This window comes from Pseudomonas sp. SP16.1 (assembly GCF_052682975.1).
In genome coordinates this window covers 3,481,773-3,504,363 of the sequence record NZ_JBQYFZ010000001.1, presented here as the reverse complement: position 1 = coordinate 3,504,363, position 22,591 = coordinate 3,481,773, and the positions used below count along the sequence as shown (strand labels likewise).

Annotated in this window: 22 protein-coding genes; 9 read left to right on the top strand and 13 right to left on the bottom strand. The window is 69.4% G+C overall.

Features of this window, described 5'->3' with window-relative positions; translation table 11 throughout:
- On the bottom strand, positions 1-1,032 hold the full coding sequence (ahr, locus tag ACUTAF_RS16750) for an NADPH-dependent aldehyde reductase Ahr (RefSeq protein WP_445581022.1): 1,032 nt from the start codon (positions 1,030-1,032) through the stop codon (positions 1-3).
- A 189-nt stretch (positions 1,033-1,221) separates the two neighbouring features.
- Here ahr and ACUTAF_RS16745 point away from each other — a divergent pair, with 189 nt between their 5' ends.
- Entirely contained in the window at positions 1,222-1,791 is a 570-nt protein-coding gene (locus ACUTAF_RS16745; protein WP_445582463.1) for a pseudouridine synthase, read from the top strand.
- A 265-nt stretch (positions 1,792-2,056) separates the two neighbouring features.
- On the opposite strand, the gene ACUTAF_RS16740 is transcribed toward ACUTAF_RS16745, so the two are convergent.
- The 5 genes from ACUTAF_RS16740 to ACUTAF_RS16720 form a co-directional block, all read right to left on the bottom strand.
- Positions 2,057-2,449, bottom strand: coding sequence for a globin (locus ACUTAF_RS16740; protein WP_445581021.1), 393 nt, complete (start codon positions 2,447-2,449; stop codon positions 2,057-2,059).
- Positions 2,450-2,641: 192 nt separating this feature from the next.
- Positions 2,642-2,860 (bottom strand): DUF2788 domain-containing protein, encoded by a 219-nt coding sequence (locus tag ACUTAF_RS16735; RefSeq protein ID WP_445581020.1) that lies wholly within the window; start codon positions 2,858-2,860, stop codon positions 2,642-2,644.
- A gap of 90 nt (positions 2,861-2,950) precedes the next feature.
- Complete coding sequence (locus ACUTAF_RS16730; protein ID WP_012019674.1) at positions 2,951-3,430, bottom strand: Lrp/AsnC family transcriptional regulator; 480 nt, start codon at positions 3,428-3,430, stop codon at positions 2,951-2,953.
- Positions 3,431-3,809: 379 nt separating this feature from the next.
- Positions 3,810-4,694: a cation diffusion facilitator family transporter gene (locus ACUTAF_RS16725; RefSeq protein WP_445581019.1), complete on the bottom strand. Its 885-nt coding sequence runs from the start codon at positions 4,692-4,694 to the stop codon at positions 3,810-3,812.
- Positions 4,695-4,701: 7 nt separating this feature from the next.
- Positions 4,702-5,121, bottom strand: a complete 420-nt coding sequence (locus ACUTAF_RS16720; RefSeq protein ID WP_445581018.1) for a polyribonucleotide nucleotidyltransferase — start codon at positions 5,119-5,121, stop codon at positions 4,702-4,704.
- A 129-nt stretch (positions 5,122-5,250) separates the two neighbouring features.
- On the opposite strand from ACUTAF_RS16720, the gene hrpB reads away from it, so the two are divergent.
- Positions 5,251-7,785, top strand: a complete 2,535-nt coding sequence (gene hrpB, locus ACUTAF_RS16715) for an ATP-dependent helicase HrpB (protein WP_445581017.1) — start codon at positions 5,251-5,253, stop codon at positions 7,783-7,785.
- Positions 7,786-7,834: 49 nt separating this feature from the next.
- Here hrpB and ACUTAF_RS16710 read toward each other — a convergent pair whose 3' ends face one another.
- On the bottom strand, positions 7,835-8,578 hold the full coding sequence (locus ACUTAF_RS16710) for a substrate-binding periplasmic protein (RefSeq protein WP_445581016.1): 744 nt from the start codon (positions 8,576-8,578) through the stop codon (positions 7,835-7,837).
- An 87-nt stretch (positions 8,579-8,665) separates the two neighbouring features.
- Positions 8,666-9,754, bottom strand: coding sequence for an endonuclease/exonuclease/phosphatase family protein (locus ACUTAF_RS16705; RefSeq protein WP_445581015.1), 1,089 nt, complete (start codon positions 9,752-9,754; stop codon positions 8,666-8,668).
- A gap of 91 nt (positions 9,755-9,845) precedes the next feature.
- On the opposite strand from ACUTAF_RS16705, the gene ACUTAF_RS16700 reads away from it, so the two are divergent.
- The gene (locus ACUTAF_RS16700; RefSeq protein WP_445581014.1) at positions 9,846-10,085 is read left to right on the top strand and encodes a CDGSH iron-sulfur domain-containing protein; all 240 of its coding nucleotides are present in this window, start codon (positions 9,846-9,848) and stop codon (positions 10,083-10,085) included.
- 32 nt (positions 10,086-10,117) lie between these two features.
- Positions 10,118-10,963: an SDR family oxidoreductase gene (locus ACUTAF_RS16695; protein WP_445581013.1), complete on the top strand. Its 846-nt coding sequence runs from the start codon at positions 10,118-10,120 to the stop codon at positions 10,961-10,963.
- Between the two features lie 138 nt (positions 10,964-11,101).
- Here ACUTAF_RS16695 and ACUTAF_RS16690 read toward each other — a convergent pair whose 3' ends face one another.
- Together ACUTAF_RS16690 and ACUTAF_RS16685 are read right to left on the bottom strand one after the other, a co-directional pair.
- Positions 11,102-11,536 (bottom strand): VOC family protein, encoded by a 435-nt coding sequence (locus tag ACUTAF_RS16690; protein ID WP_445581012.1) that lies wholly within the window; start codon positions 11,534-11,536, stop codon positions 11,102-11,104.
- An 89-nt stretch (positions 11,537-11,625) separates the two neighbouring features.
- The gene (locus ACUTAF_RS16685; protein WP_445581011.1) at positions 11,626-12,291 is read right to left on the bottom strand and encodes a hypothetical protein; all 666 of its coding nucleotides are present in this window, start codon (positions 12,289-12,291) and stop codon (positions 11,626-11,628) included.
- 117 nt (positions 12,292-12,408) lie between these two features.
- Between ACUTAF_RS16685 and ACUTAF_RS16680 the strand changes: the two genes are divergently transcribed.
- From ACUTAF_RS16680 to ACUTAF_RS16670, 3 genes are all read left to right on the top strand, one after another.
- Positions 12,409-12,888 (top strand): LabA-like NYN domain-containing protein, encoded by a 480-nt coding sequence (locus ACUTAF_RS16680; protein WP_445581010.1) that lies wholly within the window; start codon positions 12,409-12,411, stop codon positions 12,886-12,888.
- A gap of 8 nt (positions 12,889-12,896) precedes the next feature.
- Positions 12,897-13,496 (top strand): 3'-5' exonuclease, encoded by a 600-nt coding sequence (locus ACUTAF_RS16675; protein WP_445581009.1) that lies wholly within the window; start codon positions 12,897-12,899, stop codon positions 13,494-13,496.
- A gap of 196 nt (positions 13,497-13,692) precedes the next feature.
- Positions 13,693-15,036: a DEAD/DEAH box helicase gene (locus ACUTAF_RS16670; protein WP_445581008.1), complete on the top strand. Its 1,344-nt coding sequence runs from the start codon at positions 13,693-13,695 to the stop codon at positions 15,034-15,036.
- Positions 15,037-15,194: 158 nt separating this feature from the next.
- On the opposite strand, the gene ACUTAF_RS16665 is transcribed toward ACUTAF_RS16670, so the two are convergent.
- Positions 15,195-16,436, bottom strand: a complete 1,242-nt coding sequence (locus ACUTAF_RS16665; protein WP_445581007.1) for a TIGR03862 family flavoprotein — start codon at positions 16,434-16,436, stop codon at positions 15,195-15,197.
- Positions 16,437-16,552: 116 nt separating this feature from the next.
- Between ACUTAF_RS16665 and ACUTAF_RS16660 the strand changes: the two genes are divergently transcribed.
- A complete protein-coding gene (locus ACUTAF_RS16660) occupies positions 16,553-17,686 on the top strand; it encodes an aminotransferase class V-fold PLP-dependent enzyme (RefSeq protein WP_445581006.1) in 1,134 nt (377 codons plus the stop codon).
- Between the two features lie 50 nt (positions 17,687-17,736).
- Here ACUTAF_RS16660 and ACUTAF_RS16655 read toward each other — a convergent pair whose 3' ends face one another.
- Positions 17,737-19,014: a tetratricopeptide repeat protein gene (locus tag ACUTAF_RS16655; RefSeq protein WP_445581005.1), complete on the bottom strand. Its 1,278-nt coding sequence runs from the start codon at positions 19,012-19,014 to the stop codon at positions 17,737-17,739.
- Positions 19,015-19,110: 96 nt separating this feature from the next.
- Between ACUTAF_RS16655 and ACUTAF_RS16650 the strand changes: the two genes are divergently transcribed.
- Positions 19,111-20,184 carry a GlxA family transcriptional regulator gene (locus ACUTAF_RS16650; protein WP_445581004.1) on the top strand — a complete coding sequence of 358 codons (1,074 nt, stop codon included), beginning with the start codon at positions 19,111-19,113 and terminating at the stop codon, positions 20,182-20,184.
- Here ACUTAF_RS16650 and ACUTAF_RS16645 read toward each other — a convergent pair.
- Positions 20,171-22,102: a DNA topoisomerase III gene (locus tag ACUTAF_RS16645; RefSeq protein ID WP_445581003.1), complete on the bottom strand. Its 1,932-nt coding sequence runs from the start codon at positions 22,100-22,102 to the stop codon at positions 20,171-20,173. The two genes, ACUTAF_RS16650 and ACUTAF_RS16645, sit on opposite strands and share 14 nt — an antisense overlap.
- Positions 22,103-22,591: the final 489 nt, after the last annotated feature.

The window sequence follows — 22,591 nt, the reverse complement described above, 5'->3', positions numbered from 1 at the left end:
TCAGCGGCTGGCGTCCAGCACCACGCGGTAGCGTGCCTTGCCGCTGCGCAGGTGGTCGATGGCCGCGTTTACCTGGCTCATGGGGAAGTGCTCGACCTGCGGCAGGATCTGGTGGCGAGCGCAGAATTCGAGCATGGTCGCCATGCTCGCTGGCGAGCCCACCGGCGAGCCGGACAGGCTCTTCTGCTGCGGGATCAGGTTGAACACGTGCACTGGGATGGCGCTGGGCACTATGCCGACGAAGTGCAGGCGGCCCTTGCCGCGCAGGGTGCCGAGCAGGGCGCTCCAGTCGAGGTCGGCGCTGGCGGTGACCAGGAGGAAATCCAGGCTGCCGGCAATCGCCTTCATCGCCGCGCTGTCGGTGGAGGCCACCACCCTGTGCGCGCCCAGGCGCTTGGCTTCGTCCTGCTTGCTCAGCGAGGAGGTGAAGGCGGTCACCTCGCAGCCCCAGGCGTTGAGAAAGCGCAGCGCCAGGTGGCCAAGGCCGCCGATGCCGACCACGCCGACACGGTCGGTGGGCTTGACGTCGAACTCCAGCAGCGGGCTGAACACCGTGGAGCCGGCGCAGAACAGCGGGCCGACCAGCGCCGGATCGAGGCCGTCGGGCAGCGGCACGGCCCAGGCCCAGTGCGAGCGCAGGCGGTCGGCGAAGCCGCCGTGGCTGCCGACTATGGTCGGCTTCACCGAGCGGCACAGCTGGTGCGAGCCTTCCATGCACGAGCCGCAGTGCATGCAGCTGCCCTTGTACCAGCCGATGCCGACGCGCTGGCCCAGGGCGAGGCCGCGCACCTGTTCGCCGAGGCGGACGATGGTGCCGACCACCTCATGGCCGGGGATGAAGGGGTAGCGCGCATTGCCCCATTCGTTGTCGATCATCGACTGGTCGGAGTGGCAGATGCCGCAGTACTCCACCGCCACTTCCACCTCCTCGGCGCCGAGCGGGCCGGGGTCGTAGCTCAGGCGTTCGAGCGGGGCGCCCGGGGCGGTGGCGGCCCAGCCGCTGAAGGTGGCGAATTCGGCGCTGCTGCTCATGACTGACTCCTGATCGATGGGGGCGAACCCGCAGCTTAGCCGGCCTGCGCACGCTGGGAAGCACTATCAGCCGGCCTGATCGCCGCCATTGGCCTGGGTTACACTGCCCGGCCCAGTCCAGCCGAACGTCGCCGCATGCCTCGTCCCAGCCGCCCCCCGCAAACTCGTCGTCCCGCCGCCCCGCGCCGCGTGGCCAAGGCGCCGCCGGCCGAGCCGCGGCTGATCCTGCTGAACAAGCCGTTCGACGTGCTGACCCAGTTCAACGACGAGCAGGGCCGCGCCACGCTCAAGGATTTCGTCGAGGTGCCAGGCGTCTATCCGGCCGGGCGCCTGGACCGCGATAGCGAAGGCCTGTTGCTGCTGACCAACGACGGGCGCCTGCAGGCACGCATCGCCGACCCCAGGCATAAGCTGGCGAAGACCTACTGGGTGCAGGTGGAGGGCGAGCCGAGCGAGGCGCAATTGCAGCTGTTGCGCGACGGCGTGACACTCAACGACGGCCCGACCCTGCCGGCCGAGGCGCGCCTGCTGGACGAACCGCAGTTGTGGCAGCGCAACCCGCCGGTGCGCTTTCGCAAGAGCGTGCCGACGAGTTGGCTGGAGCTGGTGATCCGCGAGGGGCGCAACCGCCAGGTGCGACGCATGACCGCCGCGGTCGGCCTGCCCACCCTGCGCCTGGTACGGGTGGCTATCGGCCCTTGGACGTTGGATGGTCTGCAGCCCGGTCAGTGGCGCGAGGTGCCGGCGTTACTGCCGTAGAGGGGCGTCGTTGATGGCGATCGGGGGAGTTGGTGCGCACGGCGCACCCTACGGCTGGCGGTGTCCCTGTAGGGTGCGCCGCGCGCACCAGGGTTACGCCGATCCGTCAGGCCAGCGCCTGCTCCTGTGCTCGGTCGAGTAGTCACCGCTGGATGGGGATGGGGAGAACCGCTGCGGCCGCGGTGCGCGCCGCAGCGATCGTTGAGGCGTACAGCGCAGCGGGCATTTTGTCGCAGGGCCGGGGCCCTGGCGAACATGACCTGAATCAATAGCCGGCCTTGATCACGGCGATACCTTTGTTCAGCACTTCACGCCAGGCCTGGCGAATATCCGCATCGCACTCCTTGTCGTGCTCGCTGATGGTCAGCAGCAGCGCGTCGAGCCACAGGTCATAGAGTTCGGGGCGGATATCCAGGCGCTGGCGCGAGTGCGATTCGCCGAGGGCGCGCAGCTTGGTGTCGGGCATGCCGCGGGCGTGCATCACCAGGTTGAGGATGCCCTGGCGTAGCAGCAGCTTTTGCCCGCTCATGTCGGTATTGGCGAACTTCTCGCGGATCAGCGGCGAACTGGCGAGGAAATGACGGTAGAAGCCGTCGAAGAAATCCGGGCTGGCGCAGCAGCGTCCATAGCTCTGCATCACCACATTGGCGGCGCTCATGAAAACTCCTTGATTGGCTGCAGACCGCGTTCTAGAGGGCGGCCCTGAGGCGTTCAGACGCCTCGTGCCGGGGCGGCGACACCTCGACTGCGCTCGGCATCTCGATTTTGGCTGTGCTCGCTTCGATACGCTCCGCTTGCTTCGCGCAGGCGAAACGCGACCAGCCTCGGCTCGCTACGATTTCACCCACACTCAGCCGTGAATGCCGCGCGCGGTCTCGATGATGTAGCTGATGATCGGCTTGGCGAGGAAGGCGAACAGGCATAGGCCCAGGCCGAGGAACAGGATGGCGGTGCCGAGGCGGCCGGCCTTGGACGTCCTCGCCAGGTCCCAGATGATGAAGAACATGAACAGCATCAGCCCGCCGACCAGCACGTACATCATCAGGGCTTCGAATTGTTCGGTTTCCATGGAGCCTCGGGATTCGGACGGAAAAAACAGGGCGGGGATTATACGCGCCCTGTCTTGGACCGCGGCATGATCCGTTTCTCCCTGCGACTTTCAGTCGCGCAGGTGCTGTAACGGCAGCTGCGTGCTGGACAGGATCTGCTGCAGGACAAAGCTCGAACGCACGCTGGAGACGCCATCGATGCGGGTCAGAGTGCCCAGCAGCAGCTTCTGGTAATGATCCATGTCCGGCACCACCACCTTGAGCTGGTAGTCGGCGTCCATCCCGGTGACCAGACAGCATTCCAGCACCTCGGGACACTTGCGGATCTGTTCCTGGAAGTGCTCGAAGCGCTCCGGCGTATGCCGGTCCATGCCGATCAGCACGTAGGCGGTCAGGCTCAGACCGAGCTTCTTGCGATCGAGCAGGGCGACCTGGCCGAGGATATAGCCGTCGTCTTCCAGTTGCTTGACCCGCCGCGAGCAGGGCGAGGGCGACAGGCCGATGCGTTCGGCCAGCTCCTGGTTGGACAGCCCGGCGTCGCGCTGCAATTCGGCGAGGATATTAAGGTCGTAGCGGTCGAGTTTGTTCATTGCAGGCTCGCTTTCTATTTGAATTGCTTCAAATCATGCGCTTGTAGATAAAAATTGCGCAAGTAGCGGATAGCTTAGCAATCTTCGCAATCTTTCTTCGCCGTCATCCGCGTAAGCTTTCCCTCAGTTTCACGGCCCGGACGACAAGTCCCACCGGCTTCGCCCAACCAGGCGAGCCGGCGCCGCCGATCCCACCGGATCGTAGCGGCACCCGGGTCCGCACCGCCCAACCAGGCGGGCGACGAAAGCGGCGACAACACCGCCAGCACCGGACAGATTTCCCGAGGGGGCCGCAAGGCCCCTTTTTTATTGGTCTCGTCGGCCGTAGGGTGCGCCGCGCGCACCGGCCGCTCATGGGCTCTGATGGCGGGCGCCAGCCTCAGTGCCTGACCACTTCCGGCGGGTCGGGGTGCACCAGTACCTCGGCGCGCGGGAATTCGGCGCGGATCGCCGCCTCCACCGCCTCGCAGCGCGCATGAGCCTGGGACAGGCTGATCTCGCCGGGCAGCTCCAGATGCAGCTGGACGAACCAGCGGGTGCCGGAAATCCGCGTGCGCAGATCGTGGGCGCCGAGCACGCCGGGGACCGCGCAGGTCAGCTCGTGCATGCGTGCGCTGATCTCCGGCGGCAGTTCCTGGTCCATCAGCACCGCCACCGCGCCGCGGACGATGCTGATGGCGCTCCACAAGATGTAGAAGGCGATGGCGATGGCGAACAGCGCGTCCATCTGCTGCCAGCCGAAGCGGGTCAGTAGCAGGGCCAGGAGGATGCTGCCGTTGAGCAGGATGTCGGAGCGGTAATGCAGCGAGTCGGCATGGATGGCGGTGGAACCGGTCTCGCGCACCACGTGGCGCTGGAACGCCAGCAAGGCGACGGTCAGCGCCAGCGCCAGCAGCATCACCGCGATGCCCAGGCCCTCGGCGGCCAGCGGCTGCGGCGCGAGCAGGCGCTGCACGCCCTGCACACCCACCAGCACGGCGCTGAAACCGACGAACAGCGCCTGACCGAGGCCGGCCAGCGCCTCGGCCTTGCCATGGCCGTAGCGATGATCGTCGTCCGCTGGTTGCAGGGCGAAGTGCACCGCCACCAGGTTGACCAGCGACGCGGCGCTATCGAGCAGCGAGTCGGTCAGGCCGGCCAGCAGGCTGACCGAGCCGCTCAGCCACCAGGCGATGGCCTTGGCCAGTACCAGGCTCAGCGCCACCGCCAGGGCCGCGGCGGTGGCCAGGCGCATCAGCCGGGCATGCTGGCGCTGCTTGGACATGGGCGGCTCAGGCCGCCGGACGCAGGCCGAAGGCGGCCAACTGCTCGACGTTACCGCCGTGCTGGATCAGGCGCGGATCGTCCAGCGGCAGCTGGTGGCCGGTGCTGCGCTCGATCAGCGCCTTGAGCGCCAGCTGATCGACCTTGCCGTCGGCGCCGATCACCCGCTGCAGCTGCTGCGGATCGAGTTGGGCGCTCTGCCCGCCGGGGAGATAGATGGCGCCGGTGGCGAAGTCGATGGCGAAGGCGATCAGTCCGGGAATGACGAAGAACAGGATGCCGATGGCATCCATGGCGGCGACCGCCGGATCGATCTTGCCTTCGATCTGGCCGCGGCGATCCGGGTAGAACAGCGTGCCGCAGGCGGTCAGCTGGGTGAACAGGGCGACGGCGAGAACGCCGGCGATAACACGGGATTGCGTGCGCATCGGGCACCTCCAGGGAAAAGTGGCGCAACTATAGCAAGGCGGTGATTGCAAAACTGCTGCCCGATTTCTCTGACCCGCGAGCCGGTTGGCAGTTCGACGTTATAATCGCCGGCCTGCCGTGGAGAGCCCATGAACGCCCTGCCCATCGATGCCCTGCTGCCGGCCCTGCGCGAGGCCCTGGCCGCCCGTGACGAAGCCGTACTGGAGGCGCCGCCCGGCGCCGGCAAGACCACCCGCGTACCGCTGGCGCTGCTGGACCAGGCCTGGCTGGCGGGCCAGTCGATCCTTATGCTCGAGCCGCGTCGTCTGGCCGCCCGCGCGGCCGCCGAGCGCCTGGCCAGCGAGCTGGGCGAGCGGGTCGGTGAGACCGTCGGCTACCGCATCCGCCTGGACAGCAAGGTCGGGCCGAGCACGCGCATCGAGGTGGTCACCGAGGGCATCCTCGCCCGCCGTCTGCAGGACGACCCGGCGCTGGAAGGCGTCGGCCTGGTGATCTTCGACGAGTTCCACGAGCGCAGCCTGGATGCCGACCTGACCCTGGCCCTTACCCTCAACGGCCGCGCCATGCTGCGCGGCGCAGGCAGCGGCGAGACGCCGCTCAAGGTGCTGCTGATGTCCGCCACCCTGGAGGGCGAGCGCCTCGCCGCGCTGCTCGGCGATGCCCCGGTGCTGCGCAGCGAAGGGCGCCTGTTCCCGGTGGATATCCGCTGGGGCGCGCCGTTCCAGGCGGGCGAGTGGATCGAGCCGCGGGTGCTGCAGACCGTGCAGCAGGCGTTGACCGACGAGCCCGGCAGCCTGTTGGTATTCCTCCCGGGCCAGGCCGAGATCCGCCGCGTGGCCGAGCAACTGGGCGAGGCGCTGGCCGGCCGCGACGACGTCCTGCTCTGCCCGCTGCACGGCGAACTCGACCTCGTCGGCCAGCGCGCCGCCATCGAGCCGGCATCGCCCGGCATGCGCAAGGTGGTGCTGGCCACCAATATCGCCGAGACCAGTCTGACCATCGACGGCGTGCGCGTGGTCATCGACGCCGGCCTGGCGCGGGTGCCGCGTTTCGACCCGGCCAGCGGCATGACCCGTCTCGATACCCAACGCATCTCCCGCGCCTCCGCCACCCAGCGCGCCGGCCGCGCCGGCCGCCTGCAGCCAGGCGCCTGCTACCGACTGTGGTCGCAGGCGCAGCACGAGCAGCTCAGCGCCTATTCGAGCGCCGAGATCCTTGCGGCCGACCTGTCCGGGCTGGCCCTGCAACTGCTGCGCTGGGGCGTGACGCCGCAGGAGCTGGCCTGGCTGGACCTGCCGCCGCCGGCCGCCTACGCCCAGGCGCTGGACCTGCTCGACCGCCTCGGCGCGCTGGATGAGCGTGGTGCGCTCAATGCCCACGGCCAGGCGATGGCCGAGTTGCCGGCGCATCCGCGTATCGCCCATCTGCTGCTGCGCGGCCAGGCGCTGGGCCTGGGCGCATTGGCCTGCGAGCTGGCGGCGTTGCTGTCCGAGCGCGATATCTTGCGTGGCGCTGGCGCCGATCTGCACAGCCGCCTGGCCCTGCTCAGCGGCGAAAGCCGCGCCGGGCGCTCCGCTCAAGGCGGCGTGCAGCGTGCCCGGCAGCTGGCCCGGCAATTCCAGGGCCTGCTCAAGGGCAGGCCGGTGGTCCAGGCGGTGAGCGACCCCGAGCATCCACGCTGGCTTGGTTGCCTGCTGGCCTTCGCCTATCCCGATCGCATCGCCCAGCAGCGCCGCGCTGGCGGCGCCGACTACCGCCTGGCCAACGGTCGCGCCGCGCAGTTCGCCGAGGCCGATGCGCTGATGAAGCACGAATGGCTGGTGGTGGCCGATCTGGGCAGCCGTCAGGGCCAGCGTGAGGAGCGCATTTATCTCGCCGCCGACCTCGACCCGGCGTTATTCGAGAGCGAACTGGCCGAGCAGGTGCGCGTGCAGGAATTGCTCGACTGGGACGAGCGCGAGGGCGTGCTGCGCGCCGAGCGTCAGCGCCGGGTCGGCGAACTGGTGCTGGAGCGGCAGGCGCTGGATTCGCTCGATGAAGACGCGCGCTGCCGAGCGCTGATCGGTCTGGTGCGGCGCAAGGGCCTGGCGCTGCTGCCCTGGACGCCGGAGCTGCGCCAGTGGCAGGCGCGGGTGGCGCTGCTGCGCGAGCTGGACCTGCAGCAGCAGGGGCAGAGCGACTGGCCGGATCTGTCCGATGCCGCGCTGTTGGCCGGCCTCGAGCAGTGGCTGACGCCCTACCTGAGCAAGGTCAATCGCCTCAGCCATTTCGCCAATCTCGACCTGCCGGCGATCCTGCAGACGCTGCTGCCCTGGCCGCTACCGCAACGTCTCGACGAGCTGGCGCCGCGGGCGCTGGCGGTGCCGTCCGGCTCGCGCATCGCCATCGACTACGCGGAGAACCCGCCGGTGCTCGCCGTGCGCCTGCAGGAGCTGTTCGGCCTGGCCGCCACGCCGCGCATCGCCGGTGGCCGCGTCGGCCTCAAGTTGCACCTGCTTTCGCCGGCGCGCCGGCCGGTACAGGTGACCCAGGACCTGGCCAGCTTCTGGGCGGGGACCTACGCCGAGGTGAAGAAGGATTTGAAGGGCAGGTACCCCAAGCACTACTGGCCGGACGATCCGCTGATCGCCGAGCCCACTGCGCGGGCCAAGCCGCGCAAGTAGCGGGCGCGCAGCGCTCTCGTAGGGGCGCCGAGCGCACCGGATATCCGATTCAGGGCAGACGCAGATCCGCGCCGGCGGCGTGCAGTTCCTCGTAGGCGCGGTCGAGGGCGTCGCGCAGCGCCTCGGCGCCGGGAGCATGGCGCGAGACGATCAGCTTCAGCGGCAGGCGCTGCAACTGGACAAAGGGCAACTCGGCCATGCCCAGGCGGCGGCGCGCCTGCTCCACCGGCATCTGGTAGTCCAACAGGTAGTCGCCGCGGCGGCGCTGGAGCATTTGCAGGGCCGCGGTGTGGCTGGCGGTGCGGTGCGTCACTATGCCCAGCGCCGGGTCGTTCAGCCACTGGCTGACCGGCTGCCAGTAGCTGTAGCCACTGATCAGGATCACCCCCTGGCCGGCGAGATCCTCGGGCAGGCGCGGCAACAGGGTATCCGGGCGAAAGTACAGGTTGAGGGCGATCTGCCCCAGCTCCTGGCGGGTCTCCAGGGTATGGCCGATGAGCTCCGTCTTACCCGGCGCGCCCGGCCACAGCTGCACGCTGCCGTCCTGCAGGCCGCCATACAGGCGTGCGCCAGGGTAGGAGCGGAAGCTCGCCTGGTAGCCGGCATGCTCCAGCAGCCGCGCGCTGAGTTCGAGGATCGCGCCGCTGGGTAGGCCTTGCGCGTCGGTGTAGGAATAGGGCGGGAACTCGTAATAGCCGACGTTGACCTGGCGCAGCGCGTCGGTCGCGGCCGTGGCGGCAAGGCTCGGCAGCCATAGCAGGGCGGCGAGCAGGAGGCGGCAGGGTCTTGGCATCGGGAAAAACGCGGCTCGGTACCGTCTTGTTGGCGGCCAGCATGGCCAACCGATGCGCTGCTTGTCCAGCCCTCGGGCGACGACCCGTCAGTCGAGATTGGGCAGAAAGAAGCGGCCGATCACCGGCAGATGGTCGGAGATGCCCTGCGTATCGTGCTGGCGCACCGCGCTGCTCAGGCGGGTCAGGCGCGGGCTGTGGAACAGGTAGTCGAGGGTGCGGTCCGGGCCGCTGGCGGTCGGGTCGTTGGGGTAGTGGGTGTACCAGCGCCGCTGCTGACCGCCGTTGACCTGATCCAGGCTGGGGATCATCGGGTAGCGCGCGGCCAGCGCCTGCAGTTCGCTGTCGGCGGCGTACCAGCCGCGCTGCTCCGCCGGCAACTGGCGATACTGGCCGGGCGGCAGCAGGTTGAGGTCGCCGCCGAGCAACCAGGGCGCGCCCGAGGCCTGCAGCTGCCGGAGCAGGCCGTCGGTCATCTGCACCTGGCGCTGCATGGTGTCATGGCCCTGGGCGAAGGCATCGAAATGGGTGTTGATCGCCACCAGCTCGCTGCCGCCGCGAATCGGCAGATGGCTGACCAACAGCGCGCGCTTGAGCTGGAACGGGCGCTGCCACGGGTCGCTGGGCAGCTGTGGCAGCTGCAGGCGCTCGGCCCGGGCGATCTGGAAGCGGCTCAGGGTGGCGAGCTTCATGCCGACGCTGCCGAGGATGCGCGGGTGCGGCACGAAGCGGGCTTTCCAGTAGAAGGCCTGGCTGGCGCAGGGGTAGAGGCCGACCAGGCGCGCCTGCAGCAGCGCCAGCTGGTCCTGGTGGTCGCTGGCACGGGCGCCGTCGTGCAGTTCCTGCAGCAGGACGAGGTCCGGCTGTTCGTCGCGCAGCACGCGCACCACTTCGCCCAAGGTGATGGCCAGGTCCGCGGCGCTGGGCCGGTCGTCGGGGCCGTCGCCGCCGGGCAGGTCGTACCAGAACACGTAGCCCTTGCCGGCCAGGTACTGGACGTTCCAGGTCATCACCTTGAGCGCCTGTCCCGGCTGCAGCTGCGGCACCTGGCCGCTGCAGGCCAGCGGCGCCGCCTCGCGCGGCGCCGGGCGCCAGCTCAGGGCATGGAACAGCAGGAGAATGCCGGGCAGCGCGAGCAGGGCGAGCAGGAGCAGGCGAAGCGGGCGGGACAGGGACATGGCGACGCGGGCGACTATGCTGGGAGAAGGCGAGGATACCCGACTGCGGCCCGTCGGCCCAGGCGTGCTGGCATCCCGCCGGGAGGGGACGATGAACGAGCCGCTGATCGCCCAGCGCGGGCCCTATGCGGTCGAGGTGGAAGCCGGGCGGGACTACTTCTGGTGCCGTTGCGGACGCAGCGCCAGCCAGCCGTTCTGCGACGGCAGCCACAAGGGCAGCGGGCTGACCCCGCTGAAGTACCATGCCGAGTGCGCCGAGCGGATATTTTTCTGCGGCTGCAAGCACACGGCCACGCCGCCCTGTTGCGATGGCAGCCATAACAGGTTGTAGTGTCGGCACGGCTTGGAAGGTGGGGGCAGCGCATGTATCGCAAGGTATTCGCCAACAAGGTATTCGACCGCAAGGTGGTGCTGATCACCGGCGGTTGCGCCGGGATCGGCCGCGCGCTGGCGGTGCGCATGGCCCAGGCCGGCGCGCGGCTGGTGATTCTCGACCTGCAGCAGGCGGCGCTCGACAGTCTGGTGCAGCACCTGCACGACCACCACAACGCCGAGGCCCTCGGCCTGCTGTGCGACGTCGCCGACGCCGAGGCGGTGCAGCGCGCCGTGGCACTGGCCATCGAGCGCTTCGGCGGCATCGACGTGCTGGTCAACAACGCCGGCATCACCCACCGCAGCACCTTCGCCGACACCAGCCTGGAGGTATTCCAGCGGGTCATGGCGGTCAACTACTTCGGCGCGCTGCACTGCACCCGGGCGGCGCTGCCCAGCCTGATCGCCCGCGGTGGGCAGATCATCGTGCTCAGCTCGCTGTCGGGCATCGCCCCCTTGCTCTACCGCAGCGCCTATAACGCCAGCAAGCACGCGCTGCACGGGCTGTTCGAGACCCTGCGCTACGAACTCAAGGGCTCGGGAGTGAACGTGATGCTGGTGTGCCCCGGCTTCACCGCCACCGACCTGCGCAAGAACGCCCTGGTCGGCGACGGTTCGGTGGCCGCGCAGCCGCCGCTGGCGATGGGCAAGGTGGCGTCGCCGCAGGACGTCGCCGAGGCCATCTACCACGGCGCACTCAGGCGTCGGCGGCTGCTGGTGCTGTCCAACGTCGACTGGCGCGCGCGGGTGCTGGCGCGCTTCTTCCCGCGGCTGTTCGAGAAGGTGCTGCTACCGCGCCTGTCCGGGCTCAAGCCGCAGGGTTCCGGGCGCGCCTGAGCGCCAAGGCATGAGGCCGCCGCTCCGGTGGGAGTCGCGCCCACGGCGAATGGCTGGCGCAGACGACTGAAAAGCTTCGCCCCGGGGGCGGGGCTCCCACATATTCGTCAGTTCCCGCCAGCTCTATAGGGGCTCCTGCTAGTGGGTGTGCGGGTCGACGTAGAGCTCATGGACCAGCGCCATGTCCCAGTAGGTAGCCTCGATCTTGTGGCCGTCGAGGTCGCGCACGAAGCAGCCGTAGTAGGGCTCGCCGTATTCCGCGCGCGGTCCCGGCTCGCCCTCGCCGCGGGCGCCGGCTGCCAGCGCGGCCTGGTAGAAGGCCCGTACCGACTCCTTGTCCGGCGCATTGAAACCGAAGTGGCTGCCGTTGCCGAGGGTGGCCGGCTGGCCGTCGATCGGCGTCTGCACCCAGAACTCCGGGTACTCGCGGCCAAACGCCACCGCGCCAGGGTGGCGCATGATCTCCTTGCAACCGAGGGTCGCCAGTACCTTGGCGTAGAACTCGCAGGCCGCCTCGAACTGGTTGGTGCCAATGGAAATGTGGGACAGGATGCTGGGGTTGGCGTCGCTCATGGTGATGCTCCTTGCTGGCGGGACCGACAAGCCTAGCAGGCCGCGGAAAAACTACCCGGGCTTCGGCTCCTGCCTCGCCCGGCCGCCAGCTAGTCGCGGTTGTCCTGCCCTGCCGGCTGCGTGTCGATCAGCATCAGCAGGCGGTACAGCACCACCAGGGCGAACAGCTGGAGGAAGCCGCTGGCCGCCTGCTGCAGCACCCACAGCAGGCTGTCATCGCGGCTCGGCAGGGTCCACCAGTCGAGCAGCCAGAGCGGCAGCAGCACGCCGGCCAGGCAGGCGAAAACCGGCCAGAAGCGACCGTTGGTCAGCGCGAAGCTGCCCTGCAGCGCGGTCAGCGGCGGTTGCCCGCGCAGCACCAGCAGCAGCTCGGCGAACGCCAGCCTGACCATGATCCAGATGCCCGGCAGCACCAGTAGCGAGAGGCCTAGCAGGGTCGCCAGGGTGCTCAGCCCGGCGAGCAGGGCGAACGCCGGCCACAGGCGCAGGGCGGCGCCCAGCAGCGCGCTGCCGGGCAGGTCGCGACCGTTGCTGCGGGCGTCGACGAAGAGGATCAACGGCGCCGCGTAGAGCGGATAGAACAGCACGCCGAGGAGGATGGCGTAGGCCGGATTGGCCTCTTCGCCGAGCTGAGCCGCCAGCAGCGCCTGGCAGGTGGCCTCGAGCAGCAGCAGCGGCAGGCACAGGCGGGCGATGGCGGCCAGGTTGTGGCTGAAGAAGAACCAGGCATCGCGCAGGACGGACAGTGGACTCATCGGCAGGGCTCGGCGAACGAAAAAAGCGCACTGTAGCAGAGGCGCATCGACCGCCGCGCCGACGGCGCCGCTCTGGCATACTGGCGGCGCTTTCCGCCCGCCGCCCGAGGATGCCCGGTGAAGAAGATCGCCGTATTCGCCGACGTACAGAACCTCTACTACACGGTGCGCCAGGTGCATGGCTGCCATTTCGACTACGCCGCGTTCTGGGCCGAGCTCAGCCGCCAGGGCCAGATCGTCGAGGCCTACGCCTATGCCATCGACCGTGGCGACGCCCGCCAGCAGCAGTTCCAGCAGATCCTGCGCAAGCTCGGCTTCTGCGTGAAGCTCAAACCCTATATCCAGCGCAGCGACGGCTCGGCCAAGGGCGACTGGGACGTCGGCATCTGCATCGACGTGCTCGACGCCGCCGAGCGGGTCGACTGCATCGTGTTGGGCTCCGGCGACGGCGACTTCGATCTGCTCCTGGAGCGGGTGCGCAGTCGCGGCGTCGAGGCGATCGCCTATGGCGTGCCGGGGTTGACCGCGCAGTCGCTGATCCGCGCCGCCAGCCGTTACGTGCCCGTCGAGGGCGACCTGCTTCTGAAGAATTCGTAAGGACCATCGTGGAATCCATCGCCATCATCGACTTCGAAACCACCGGCATGGCGCCGGACCGGGCGCGCGCCACCGAGATCGGCGTGGCGATCATCGAGGGCGGGCAGATCGTCGACCGCTACCAGAGCCTGATGAACGGCGGCGCCTGGGTGCCGCCCTTTATCGAGCAGCTCACCGGCATCAGCAACGCCATGCTGCGCGAGGCGCCGCCGTCGGAGCAGGTGATGAACGAGGTGGCCGACTTCATCGGCGAGCGGCCGTTGCTGGCGCACAACGCCGCCTTCGACCAGAAGTTCTGGGACGCCGAGCTGGCGCGCATCCGCCGCCGGCGCTCGCAGCCCTTCGCCTGTTCGCTGCTGCTCTCGCGGCGGCTGCTGCCGGACGCGCCGAGCCACAAGCTGGGCAACCTCAACGCCTGGGCCGGGCTGCCGGATACCGGCCGCGCCCACCGCGCCCTGGCCGACGCCGAGATGGCGGCGAACCTGACCCTGCATCTGTTCGATCTGCTGCATCATCGCCATGGCCGGCATCAGGCCGACCACGCCTTCCTCTGCCAGCTGCAGAAGCTGCCGGCAGCCAAGGTGCGCGCGCTGCTGGCGGCCGGCTAGCGCTTCGTAGCCCGGATGCCATCCGGCACGCCTTGCCGTCAGGCTCCCCGGATTGCATCTGGCTACAGGGAGCAGCGAGGGCGGCTGGTCTTGCTGCGATTGTCGATGACGCGAAGGCATCGCCCGCAAGCGGGCTCCTACAAGAGTGCCGGCGCGGGTAAACTGCGCGCCTGTTTCTTTTCGACCGGTTGCCCCCATGACCTTCGCCTCCCTCGGCCTGATCGAGCCGCTGCTGCGCAGCCTCGACGGCCTCGCCTACCAGACCCCGACCCCGGTGCAGAGCCAGGCGATTCCCGCCGTGCTCAAGGGGCGCGACCTGATGGCCGCGGCGCAGACCGGCACCGGCAAGACCGCCGGCTTCGCCCTGCCGCTGCTGCAGCGCCTGACCCTGGAAGGCCCGCAGGTGGCGAGCAACTCGGTGCGCGCGCTGGTGCTGGCGCCGACCCGCGAGCTGGCCGAGCAGGTGCTGCAGAGCTTTCTGGTCTACGGCCAGCACCTGCCGCTGTCGTGCTACGCGGTATATGGCGGGGTCAGCATCAATCCGCAGATGATGAAGCTGCGCAAGGGCGTCGACGTGCTGGTGGCCACCCCGGGCCGGTTGCTCGACCTGTACCGGCAGAACGCGGTGAAGTTCGCCCAGCTGCAGTGCCTGGTGCTCGACGAGGCCGACCGCATGCTCGACCTGGGTTTCGCCCGCGAGCTGGACGAGCTGTTCAGCGCGCTGCCGAAGAAGCGCCAGACCCTGCTGTTCTCCGCGACCTTTTCCGACGTCATCCGGCAGATGGCCGGCGAGCTGCTGCGCGACCCGCTGTCGGTGGAAGTCAGTCCGCGCAACGCCGCCGCCAAGAGCGTCAAGCAGTGGCTGATCCCGGTGGACAAGAAGCGCAAGGGCGAGCTGTTCCTGCATCTGCTGCAGGCCAAGCGCTGGGGCCAGGTGCTGGTGTTCGCCAAGACGCGCAAGGGCGTCGATCAGCTGGAACAGGAGCTGCTGGCCATCGGTGTGGCCGCCGACTCGATCCACGGCGACAAGCCGCAGCCGGCGCGCCTGCGCGCCCTGGAGCGGTTCAAGGCCGGCGAGGTGCAGGTGCTGGTGGCCACCGACGTGGCCGCGCGCGGGCTGGATATCGATGACCTGCCGCTGGTGGTCAACCTCGATCTGCCGATCAACGCCGAGGACTACGTGCACCGCATCGGCCGCACCGGCCGCGCCGGCGCCACGGGCGAGGCGATCTCGCTGGTGTGCGCCGACGAGGTGGAGCAGCTGGCGGCCATCGAGAACCTGACCCGGCAGTTGATCAAGCGCGTCGACGAGCCTGATTTCATTCCCGACCACCGCGTACCGCTGACGGCGGTTGGCGGCCAGGTGCTGAAGAAACCGAAGAAGCCCAAGCAGAAATTGATCCCCGGCGCCGCCAAGCCGGCCGGCAAGGGCGCCATCCACCTCGGCCGCTGGTTCGAGGAAGAGGATGCCAAGCCCAAGGCCAAGGCGGTGCGCAAGGTGCCGAGCTTCGGCGGCAAGCCCAAGGGCGGCAAGAAGTAGGGCACCGCACTCAGCTGTAGCCCGGATGTAATCCGGGAGCGCTGTCTCCAGTCTGCTCCCGGCTTGCATCCGGGCGACAAACGGTCACGATCGTTCCGGAGGAGCCCGCTTGCGGGCGATCCGCTCGGCGCGAGAACCCATCGCCCGCAAGCGGGCTCCTACAGCGGGATCTTCAGCCAGTCGAGCACGCCCCGCGCCGCCACCCGGCCGCTGGCGAAGCAGGCGGTGAGCAGATAGCCGCCGGTGGGCGCCTCCCAGTCGAGCATTTCGCCGGCGCAGAACACGCCGGGCAGGGCCTTGAGCATCAGGCCGTCATCCAATGCCTCGAAGGGCACGCCGCCGGCGCTGCTGATCGCCTCGTCCAGCGGCCGTGGGCGCAGCAGGGCGATTGGCAGCGCCTTGATCCAGGGCGCCAGGGCGGCCGGATCGGCGAAGGCGGCGGGCGGCGCCAGCTCGCGCAGCAGGGCGGCCTTGACCCCGTCCAACCCGGCCTGGCGCTGCAGGTGCTTGGCCATCGACTGCTTGCCGCGCGGCTTGCTCAGCGCCTGCTGCAGCCTGGCCAGTGGCGTCTGCGGCAGTAGATCGAGGCTGATCACGGCCTGGCCGGCGGCCGCGATGGTGCGGCGAATCGCGGCGGAGAAGGCGTACACCAGGCTGCCCTCGACGCCGCGCTCGGTGAGGACGAACTCGCCGATGCGCGCGGCCTGGTCGGGCAGGCTGAGGGCGACGTTCTTCAGTGGCGCGCCGGCGAACTTCCTGCGCAGATGCTCGCTCCACAGCGTCACCTCGAAGCCGCAGTTGCTTGGCTGCAGCGCCGCGACCTCGACACCGCGCGCCTGCAGCAGCGTCGTCCAGGCGCCGTCGGAGCCCAGTCGCGCCCAGCTGCCGCCGCCGAGGGCGAGCAGGCAGGCATCGGCGGTCAGTGCGCGTTCGCCGTCCGGCGTGGCGATACGCAGGCTGCCGTCGTCGTTCCAGCCGAGCCAGCGGCTGCGGGTGTGGATCGTCACGCCCAGCTCGCGCAGGCGGCGCAGCCAGGCACGCAGCAGCGGCGCGGCCTTCATGTCGCTGGGGAACACGCGGCCGGAGGTGCCGACGAAGGTATCGATGCCGAGGCCCTGAATCCAGGCGCGCAGGGCGTCTGCATCGAAATCCCGCAGCAGTGCCGCGACCTCGGCCTGGCGCTCGCCGTAGCGGCCGACGAAGGCTTCCTTGGGTTCGGAATGGGTGATATTCATGCCGCCGACGCCGGCCAGCAGGAACTTGCGCCCCACCGAGGGCATGGCGTCGAACAGCTCCACACGCACGCCGGCGCCGGCCAGCACCTCGGCGGCCATCAGCCCGGCGGGGCCGCCACCGATGATGGCGACGTGATAAGTGGAGGGCTGGGGGGAAGTGGTCATGGGGAGGCAATGGCGGGCCGCGGAGGCTGCGCATTCTACCCGAGTGTTCCGCGGCCTTGTCATTTGCCCGGGCTTGGGGCAGGTTCTGGGGCGAACCTCTTCGGCTGGAGCCCGTTATGTCCCAGATCTGCCCCGACATCGATCCCGAAGGCCTGATCGAATATTCGGTGGTCTACACCGACCGCTCGCTGAACCATATGTCGCAGTCGTTCCAGGGCGTGATGCGCGATATTTCAGCGACGCTTAAGCAGGTCTACAACGCCCATGCCGTGGCGGTGGTGCCGGGTAGCGGCACCTACGGCATGGAGGCGGTGGCGCGGCAGTTGGCGACCGACCAGAAGTGCCTGGTGATCCGCAACGGCTGGTTCAGCTACCGCTGGACGCAGATCTTCGAGATGGGCCGGATTCCCGCCGAAGCTCTGGTGCTCAAGGCCCGTCCGGTAACGGGCGGTAGCCAGGCCGCCTTCGCCCCGGCGCCGCTGGACGAGGTGCTGGAGACCATCGCCGCCGAGAAGCCGCAGCTGGTGTTCGCCCCGCATGTGGAGACCTCCTCCGGCATGATCCTGCCGGACGACTACCTGCGCGCGGTGGGTGAGGCCGTGCACGCGGTCGGCGGCCTGTTCGTGCTCGACTGCATCGCCTCCGGCGCGCTCTGGGTGGACATGCAGGCCTGCGCCGTCGACGTGCTGATCAGCGCGCCGCAGAAGGGCTGGAGCGCCTCGCCGTGCTGCGCCCTGGTGATGCTCAGCGAAGCGGCCCGGGCGCGCGTCGAGGCGACCCAGAGCACTAGCTTCGCCTGCGACCTGAAGAAGTGGCTGCAGATCATGCAGGCCTACGAGCAGGGCGGCCACGCCTACCACGCCACCATGCCCAGCGACGCCCTGGCGCGTTTCCGCGATGCGATGAAGGAGGCCGAGGCCATAGGTTTCGACCTCCTGCGCCGGCAACAGCAGGAACTGGGTGAGCGGGTACGCGCGCTGCTGGCCGCCCGCGGCTTCAAGAGCGTCGCGGCCAAGGGCTTCGAGGCACCGGGGGTGGTGGTCTGCTACACCGATGACGCGCAGATCAAGAGCGGCGCCAAGTTCGCCGCCGCCGGCCTGCAGATCGCCGCCGGCGTGCCGCTGCAATGCGACGAGCCGGCGGACTTCCAGACCTTCCGCCTCGGCCTGTTCGGGCTGGACAAGCTGGGCCATATCGAGCGCAGCGTGGCGACCCTGGAGCAGGCGCTGGACAAGGTGCTGGCCGGCTAAGAAACGCTGCCCGAGCCGCTGGGCGCGGCTCGGACTCAGGCGGCCACGCCTCAATGCACCGCGCGCTGCCCGGCCAGCAGCCGCCGTTCGTTCTCCAGGGCGGTGGCCAGGCCGCTCTGGCCGCCGCGCTGGGCGGCGGCGATCAGCGTCTGGTCGAGCAGGTCGCGCTGCGCATGGCTGCCGCCGAAGCGCTGCGCCTGGTTGCGGATCGCGCGCAGCAGTTCGACGCAGCGGGCGTAGCGGCCCTCGTGGAAGGCCAGCAGCGCCTCGATGGCCGGGGCGCCGATCTCGCGGGTCATCCAGGCATTGTCGTCGTCGCGCCGCAGGGCCTCTGTCTGGGCTGCGCGCACCCGTTCTAGCAGGTCGCCGCGGCCGGCGCCGGCGAAGGCCAGGCAGGCGTGCAGGTCGTTGAAGGCGTAGCGGCCGTCGTCGGCCAGCGGCGCCCAGCGCTCGGCCAGGTCCTGCCAGCGCGGCGCCACCTCGACGCCGCGCAGCTGCAGGCGCCAGAGCAGCGCGCTGGCGTCCACCAGCTCGAGGGCGATCTGCGAGCCGCTGGCGTCGATGGCGCCGTCCAGCAGTTCGAGCACGGCGGCGCTGTCGCCCAGCTCCAGGTGGTACAGCGCCAGGTGCCACCAGTTGTGCACGGCGAGCATATTGTCCGGCTGCCAGGCGCTGTTGCCGCGCATCCAGGCGATGCCTTCCTCACGCCGGCCCTGCATCTCCAGCACATGCGCCACCGCGTGCTGGGCCCAGGCGTCGGCGGGCTCGAGGGAGATGGCCTGGCGGCCGAGGCGCTCGGCCAGGCGGTAGTCGCCGCATTCCTCGAGGCCGAAGGCGTACATGCCGAGCAGCGCGTGGTAGCCCGGCACCTGCGGCGACCAGGCCGGCAGCACCTGGGCGATGCGGTCGCGCAGCCGGCGCGCGTCGCCGGTGAAGAAGTCCAGCTGGTGGCCGACCTGCAGCGCCAGCAGGTCGTGCGGGTAGTCGACGCAGAGCGCTTCCAGGCTGCGCGCGGCCTGCAGCCAGTGGCCGTCCGCCCACAGTGTTGCAGCCTGCAGGTGGCGCGCCTCGCGCTCGTTGTGCGGCAGCCGGCGGGCGCGCTCCAGCGCCGCACGGGCCTCGGCCACGGCGCTGCCCTCGCTGCTCATCAGGTACAGCCAGGCGCGCAGCAGGTGGCCCATGACCAGTTCCGGGCTGGCCTCCAGCGCCGCGTCGGCGCTGGCCAGCGGGTCGTTGCGCAGGCAGCGCAGCTGGGTCAGGCCGCGTTCATACAGGGTCAGGGCCTCGACGTTGCAGCCGGTCAGATGGTGTCCGTGTGCATCTTTCATTGTTCTATGCTCCAGAAGTCGGGTTCGCTGGCCTGCGCCAACGTCTTCATCTTGGGGGCGTGGAGCGAACCGCACCAAGGTCATCCAGGTCAGAAAATGGGCATTTCCGCCACGACCCGCGCCACCTCCAGCCGCCACGACCTGCCGCTGAGCGTCGGCTTGCTCGCCCTGCCCGATACCACCGCCTCGACCCTGTTCGGCCTGTTCGATCTGCTGCAGGGCACCTGCCGCGACTGGCAGATGCTGATGCACCAGAGCGAGGTGGCCTCGCCCTTTCGCCCGCTGATCCTCAGCCGCGACGGCCTGCCGCTGCAGGTCGCCAACCAGGTGCCGATCCAGCCGCACGCCAGCCTGGCCGCTGCGCCGGCGCTGGATGTGGTGATCGTCAGCGACCTGGCGATCAGCCCCTGGCAGCCGCTGGACGCGCGCTACGATGCCGAGGTGCAGTGGCTGCGCGAACGCCATGCCGCCGGCGCGACCCTGGCCTCGGCCTGCTCCGGCGCGCTGCTGCTGGCGCGCACCGGGCTGCTCGACGGCTACGAAGGCACCTCGCACTGGGGCTACTGCGAGAGCCTGCAGGCCCAGCATCCGCGCGTGCGCTGGCAGCCGGACAAGGCCCTGGTCAGCTCCGGCGAGGGTCAGCGCCTGGTGATGGCCGGCAGCGGTACCAGCTGGCATGCCCTGGCGCTGTACCTGATCGCCCGTTTCGTCGGCGCCGAGGAGGCGATGCAGATGGCGCGGCTCAACCTGCTCGACTGGGATTCCACCAGCCAGCTGGCGTACGCGGCGATGCTGCGCACCGGGCAGCAGGCCGACCCGGTGATCGCCCGCTGCCAGGAATGGGCGGCGCTGCACTACGAGACCGAGGCGCCGGTGGCGGCCATGGTGCAGATGAGCGGGCTGAGCGAGCGCACCTTCCTGCGCCGCTTCTCCCAGGCCACCGGCATGTCGCCGCTGGACTACGTGCACACCCTGCGCCTGGAGGACGCCAAGCAGATGCTCGAGGCCGGCGAGCTGCCGGTGGAGGCCATCGCCCTGGAGGTGGGCTATCAGGACGCCGGCTTCTTCGGCCGGCTGTTCCGCCGTAAGGTCGGTCTGACTCCGGCGCAGTACCGGCGCCGCTTCGGCGTGCTGGCGCGACGCCTGGGCGTGGCCGCTAGCGAGGGCTGAGCGACTTGCTCGCGCGCTTGCCGGCCGCCTTGCGCGTGCCGGGCTTGCGCTTGCCCTTCCACGGCATCGTCGTGGGAGCGGCCGGGCCGCTGATGCTCAGGCGCAGCGCGGCGCAGCGCTCGACCTGCTTGCGCATCCACGCCGACTGCTTGGCGACGAACTCGTCCAGGCTCATCTCGCCGCTCTGCACCATGTCCAGCGCCTGCTCCCAGATCGCCGTGGTGCCGGGGTCGGCGATGGCCCGCGGCACCGCGTCGATCAGGCTGAAGGCCGCCGGGGTGGCCGCCAGCGCCTTGCCCTGCTTGCGCAGGTAGCCGCGTTCGAGCAGGCCCTGGATGATGCTGGCACGGGTCGCCTCGGTGCCGATGCCGGTGGTGTCCTTGAGCTTCTGCTTCAGGCGCGGATCCTCCACCAGGCGGGCGACGTTCTTCATCGCCTTGATCAGGTCGCCCTCGGTGAAGGGCTTGGGCGGCTGGGTCCAGAGGTCCTTGAGGTTTACTTCGCGGACCGGATATTCCTGGGCCTCGGCTAGGAGCGGCAGCTCCTGCGCCGGCGCTGCCTCGCCTTTGGCGCTGGCCACTGCCTGCGGCAGGGCGCGCTTCCAGCCCGGCTCGACGATCTGCTTGCCCACCGCGCGCAGGGCTTGGCCGGCGCAGTCGAAGTCGGCCTGGGTGCGGTCGTATTCGTGGTTGGGCAGAAACTGCGCCAGGTAGCGCGCGCGGATCAGCTCGAAGACCGCCCGCGGCTTGCCGCCCAGGCGACCGGGATCGGGCGCCGCGGCGGTGGGAATGATGCCGTGGTGGGCGCCGACCTTGGCGTCGTTCCAGGCCCGCGAACGGCGCCGGGGATCGAGGTGCGTCTGCAGCGCGCCCAGGCTCGGGTCGGCGCGGCCGAGGGCGGCGAGTATGGCCGGCGCCTCGCCATGCTGGCTCAGCGGCAGGTAGCCGCAATCGCTGCGCGGGTAGGTGATGGCCTTGTGCGTTTCGTACAGCGCCTGGGCGATATCCAGGGTCTCCTGGGCGCCGAGGCCGAGTCGCTTCGAGCAGACCTCCTGCAGGGTGCCGAGGTCGAACGGCAGCGGCGGCGCCTCGCGCAGACGTTCGGTGTCGAGCTTGACCAACCGCGCGCTGGCCGCCGTGCGCATGGCGCTCGCCGCCTGCTGGGCGAGCGCCTGGTTGAGGCAGCGGCCCTGCTCGTCGCAGGCATCCTGCGGGGCGCGCCACTGGGCGCGGAAGGGCGTGGCGCCGGCCAGCAGCTGCACCTCGATGGCCCAGTAGGGCGCCGGCACGAAGGCGGCGATGGCGCGATCGCGATCCACCACCAGGCGCAGCGTCGGCGTCTGCACCCGGCCGACCGGCAGCACGCCCTGATAGCCGGACTGGCGGCCGAGCAGGGTGAACAGCCGGCTCATGTTCATGCCGATCAACCAGTCGGCGCGCGCCCGGCCGAGGGCGGCCTGGTACAGGCTGAAGGTCGCCGCGCCCGGCTTGAGCGCCGCCAGCGCCTTGCGGATCGAGGCATCGTCCAGCGCCGACAGCCACAGGCGCTGGATCGGCCCGCGGTAGCGGCAATGCTCGACCAGCTCGCGGGCGATCAGCTCGCCCTCGCGGTCGGCGTCGGTGGCGATCACCAGTTCGGCGGCCTCGCCGAGCAGGCGCTTGACCGCCTTGTACTGGCCGGCGGTCTTGCCCTTGATCTGCATCTTCCACTGCGCCGGGACGATCGGCAGGTCGGCCAGCGCCCAGCGCTTGTAGCGCGCGTCGTAGGCGTCCGGCGGCGCGGTTTCCAGCAGGTGGCCGATGCACCAGGTCACGCCGATCCCGGCACCCAGCCAGCAGCCGTCGCCGCGCCGGGTGGCGCCGAGGACCTTGGCGATGTCCTTGGCCTGGGAGGGTTTTTCACAGAGAAACAGGCGCATGGCGGCCATCGTCGCGGATTGGAATGGCCTACAGCATGGCCAGCGGCGGGAGTGGAGGCAAGAGTTTTCTGTATATGCACACAGTATTTCCAGCGTTCAACCCAACCTCAGCGTCTCCCTGAGCTTATGCCTTCACATGGCTAGCCTTATTCATTCAACGAGACAAACGGTCTGAGCCAAAGATGGCAGGAGCTAGCCCGAAAACGCCTTAGTCCACCCACAAGTTATCCACAGGATTTTCTTGTTCGGGAGCCTTGCAATGCTTTAAGCGGGTAACCGCCCCTTTTCTTTGGTTCTTCGCATTTTCGCTGGGAGGATGCGCTTGACACCGGACTGGCAAGTTTGTATGCGCGTCGCTTACTGACTTGGCACTATCCGTTACCGCGTCTGCCGAACGTTTGGGTTGCGCCCCTTACGGGCGCCACACCTTTCTTGCTTGCCCAAGAAAGGTGTGCCAAAGAAGGGCACCCGGCATCCGGGTTTCGCTGC

Excerpts from the sequence above, each read along its gene's own strand:
- ahr (WP_445581022.1), bottom strand. The coding sequence starts at position 1,032 with ATGAGCAGCAGCGCCGAATTCGCCACCTTCAGCGGCTGGGCCGCCACC.
- ACUTAF_RS16740 (WP_445581021.1), bottom strand. The coding sequence starts at position 2,449 with ATGAGCGCCGCCAATGTGGTGATGCAGAGCTATGGACGCTGCTGCGCC.
- ACUTAF_RS16735 (WP_445581020.1), bottom strand. The coding sequence starts at position 2,860 with ATGGAAACCGAACAATTCGAAGCCCTGATGATGTACGTGCTGGTCGGC.
- ACUTAF_RS16730 (WP_012019674.1), bottom strand. The coding sequence starts at position 3,430 with ATGAACAAACTCGACCGCTACGACCTTAATATCCTCGCCGAATTGCAG.
- ACUTAF_RS16725 (WP_445581019.1), bottom strand. The coding sequence starts at position 4,694 with ATGTCCAAGCAGCGCCAGCATGCCCGGCTGATGCGCCTGGCCACCGCC.
- ACUTAF_RS16720 (WP_445581018.1), bottom strand. The coding sequence starts at position 5,121 with ATGCGCACGCAATCCCGTGTTATCGCCGGCGTTCTCGCCGTCGCCCTG.
- hrpB (WP_445581017.1), top strand. The coding sequence starts at position 5,251 with ATGAACGCCCTGCCCATCGATGCCCTGCTGCCGGCCCTGCGCGAGGCC.
- ACUTAF_RS16710 (WP_445581016.1), bottom strand. The coding sequence starts at position 8,578 with ATGCCAAGACCCTGCCGCCTCCTGCTCGCCGCCCTGCTATGGCTGCCG.
- ACUTAF_RS16705 (WP_445581015.1), bottom strand. The coding sequence starts at position 9,754 with ATGTCCCTGTCCCGCCCGCTTCGCCTGCTCCTGCTCGCCCTGCTCGCG.
- ACUTAF_RS16700 (WP_445581014.1), top strand. The coding sequence starts at position 9,846 with ATGAACGAGCCGCTGATCGCCCAGCGCGGGCCCTATGCGGTCGAGGTG.
- ACUTAF_RS16695 (WP_445581013.1), top strand. The coding sequence starts at position 10,118 with ATGTATCGCAAGGTATTCGCCAACAAGGTATTCGACCGCAAGGTGGTG.
- ACUTAF_RS16690 (WP_445581012.1), bottom strand. The coding sequence starts at position 11,536 with ATGAGCGACGCCAACCCCAGCATCCTGTCCCACATTTCCATTGGCACC.
- ACUTAF_RS16685 (WP_445581011.1), bottom strand. The coding sequence starts at position 12,291 with ATGAGTCCACTGTCCGTCCTGCGCGATGCCTGGTTCTTCTTCAGCCAC.
- ACUTAF_RS16670 (WP_445581008.1), top strand. The coding sequence starts at position 13,693 with ATGACCTTCGCCTCCCTCGGCCTGATCGAGCCGCTGCTGCGCAGCCTC.
- ACUTAF_RS16665 (WP_445581007.1), bottom strand. The coding sequence starts at position 16,436 with ATGACCACTTCCCCCCAGCCCTCCACTTATCACGTCGCCATCATCGGT.
- ACUTAF_RS16660 (WP_445581006.1), top strand. The coding sequence starts at position 16,553 with ATGTCCCAGATCTGCCCCGACATCGATCCCGAAGGCCTGATCGAATAT.
- ACUTAF_RS16655 (WP_445581005.1), bottom strand. The coding sequence starts at position 19,014 with ATGAAAGATGCACACGGACACCATCTGACCGGCTGCAACGTCGAGGCC.
- ACUTAF_RS16650 (WP_445581004.1), top strand. The coding sequence starts at position 19,111 with ATGGGCATTTCCGCCACGACCCGCGCCACCTCCAGCCGCCACGACCTG.
- ACUTAF_RS16645 (WP_445581003.1), bottom strand. The coding sequence starts at position 22,102 with ATGCGCCTGTTTCTCTGTGAAAAACCCTCCCAGGCCAAGGACATCGCC.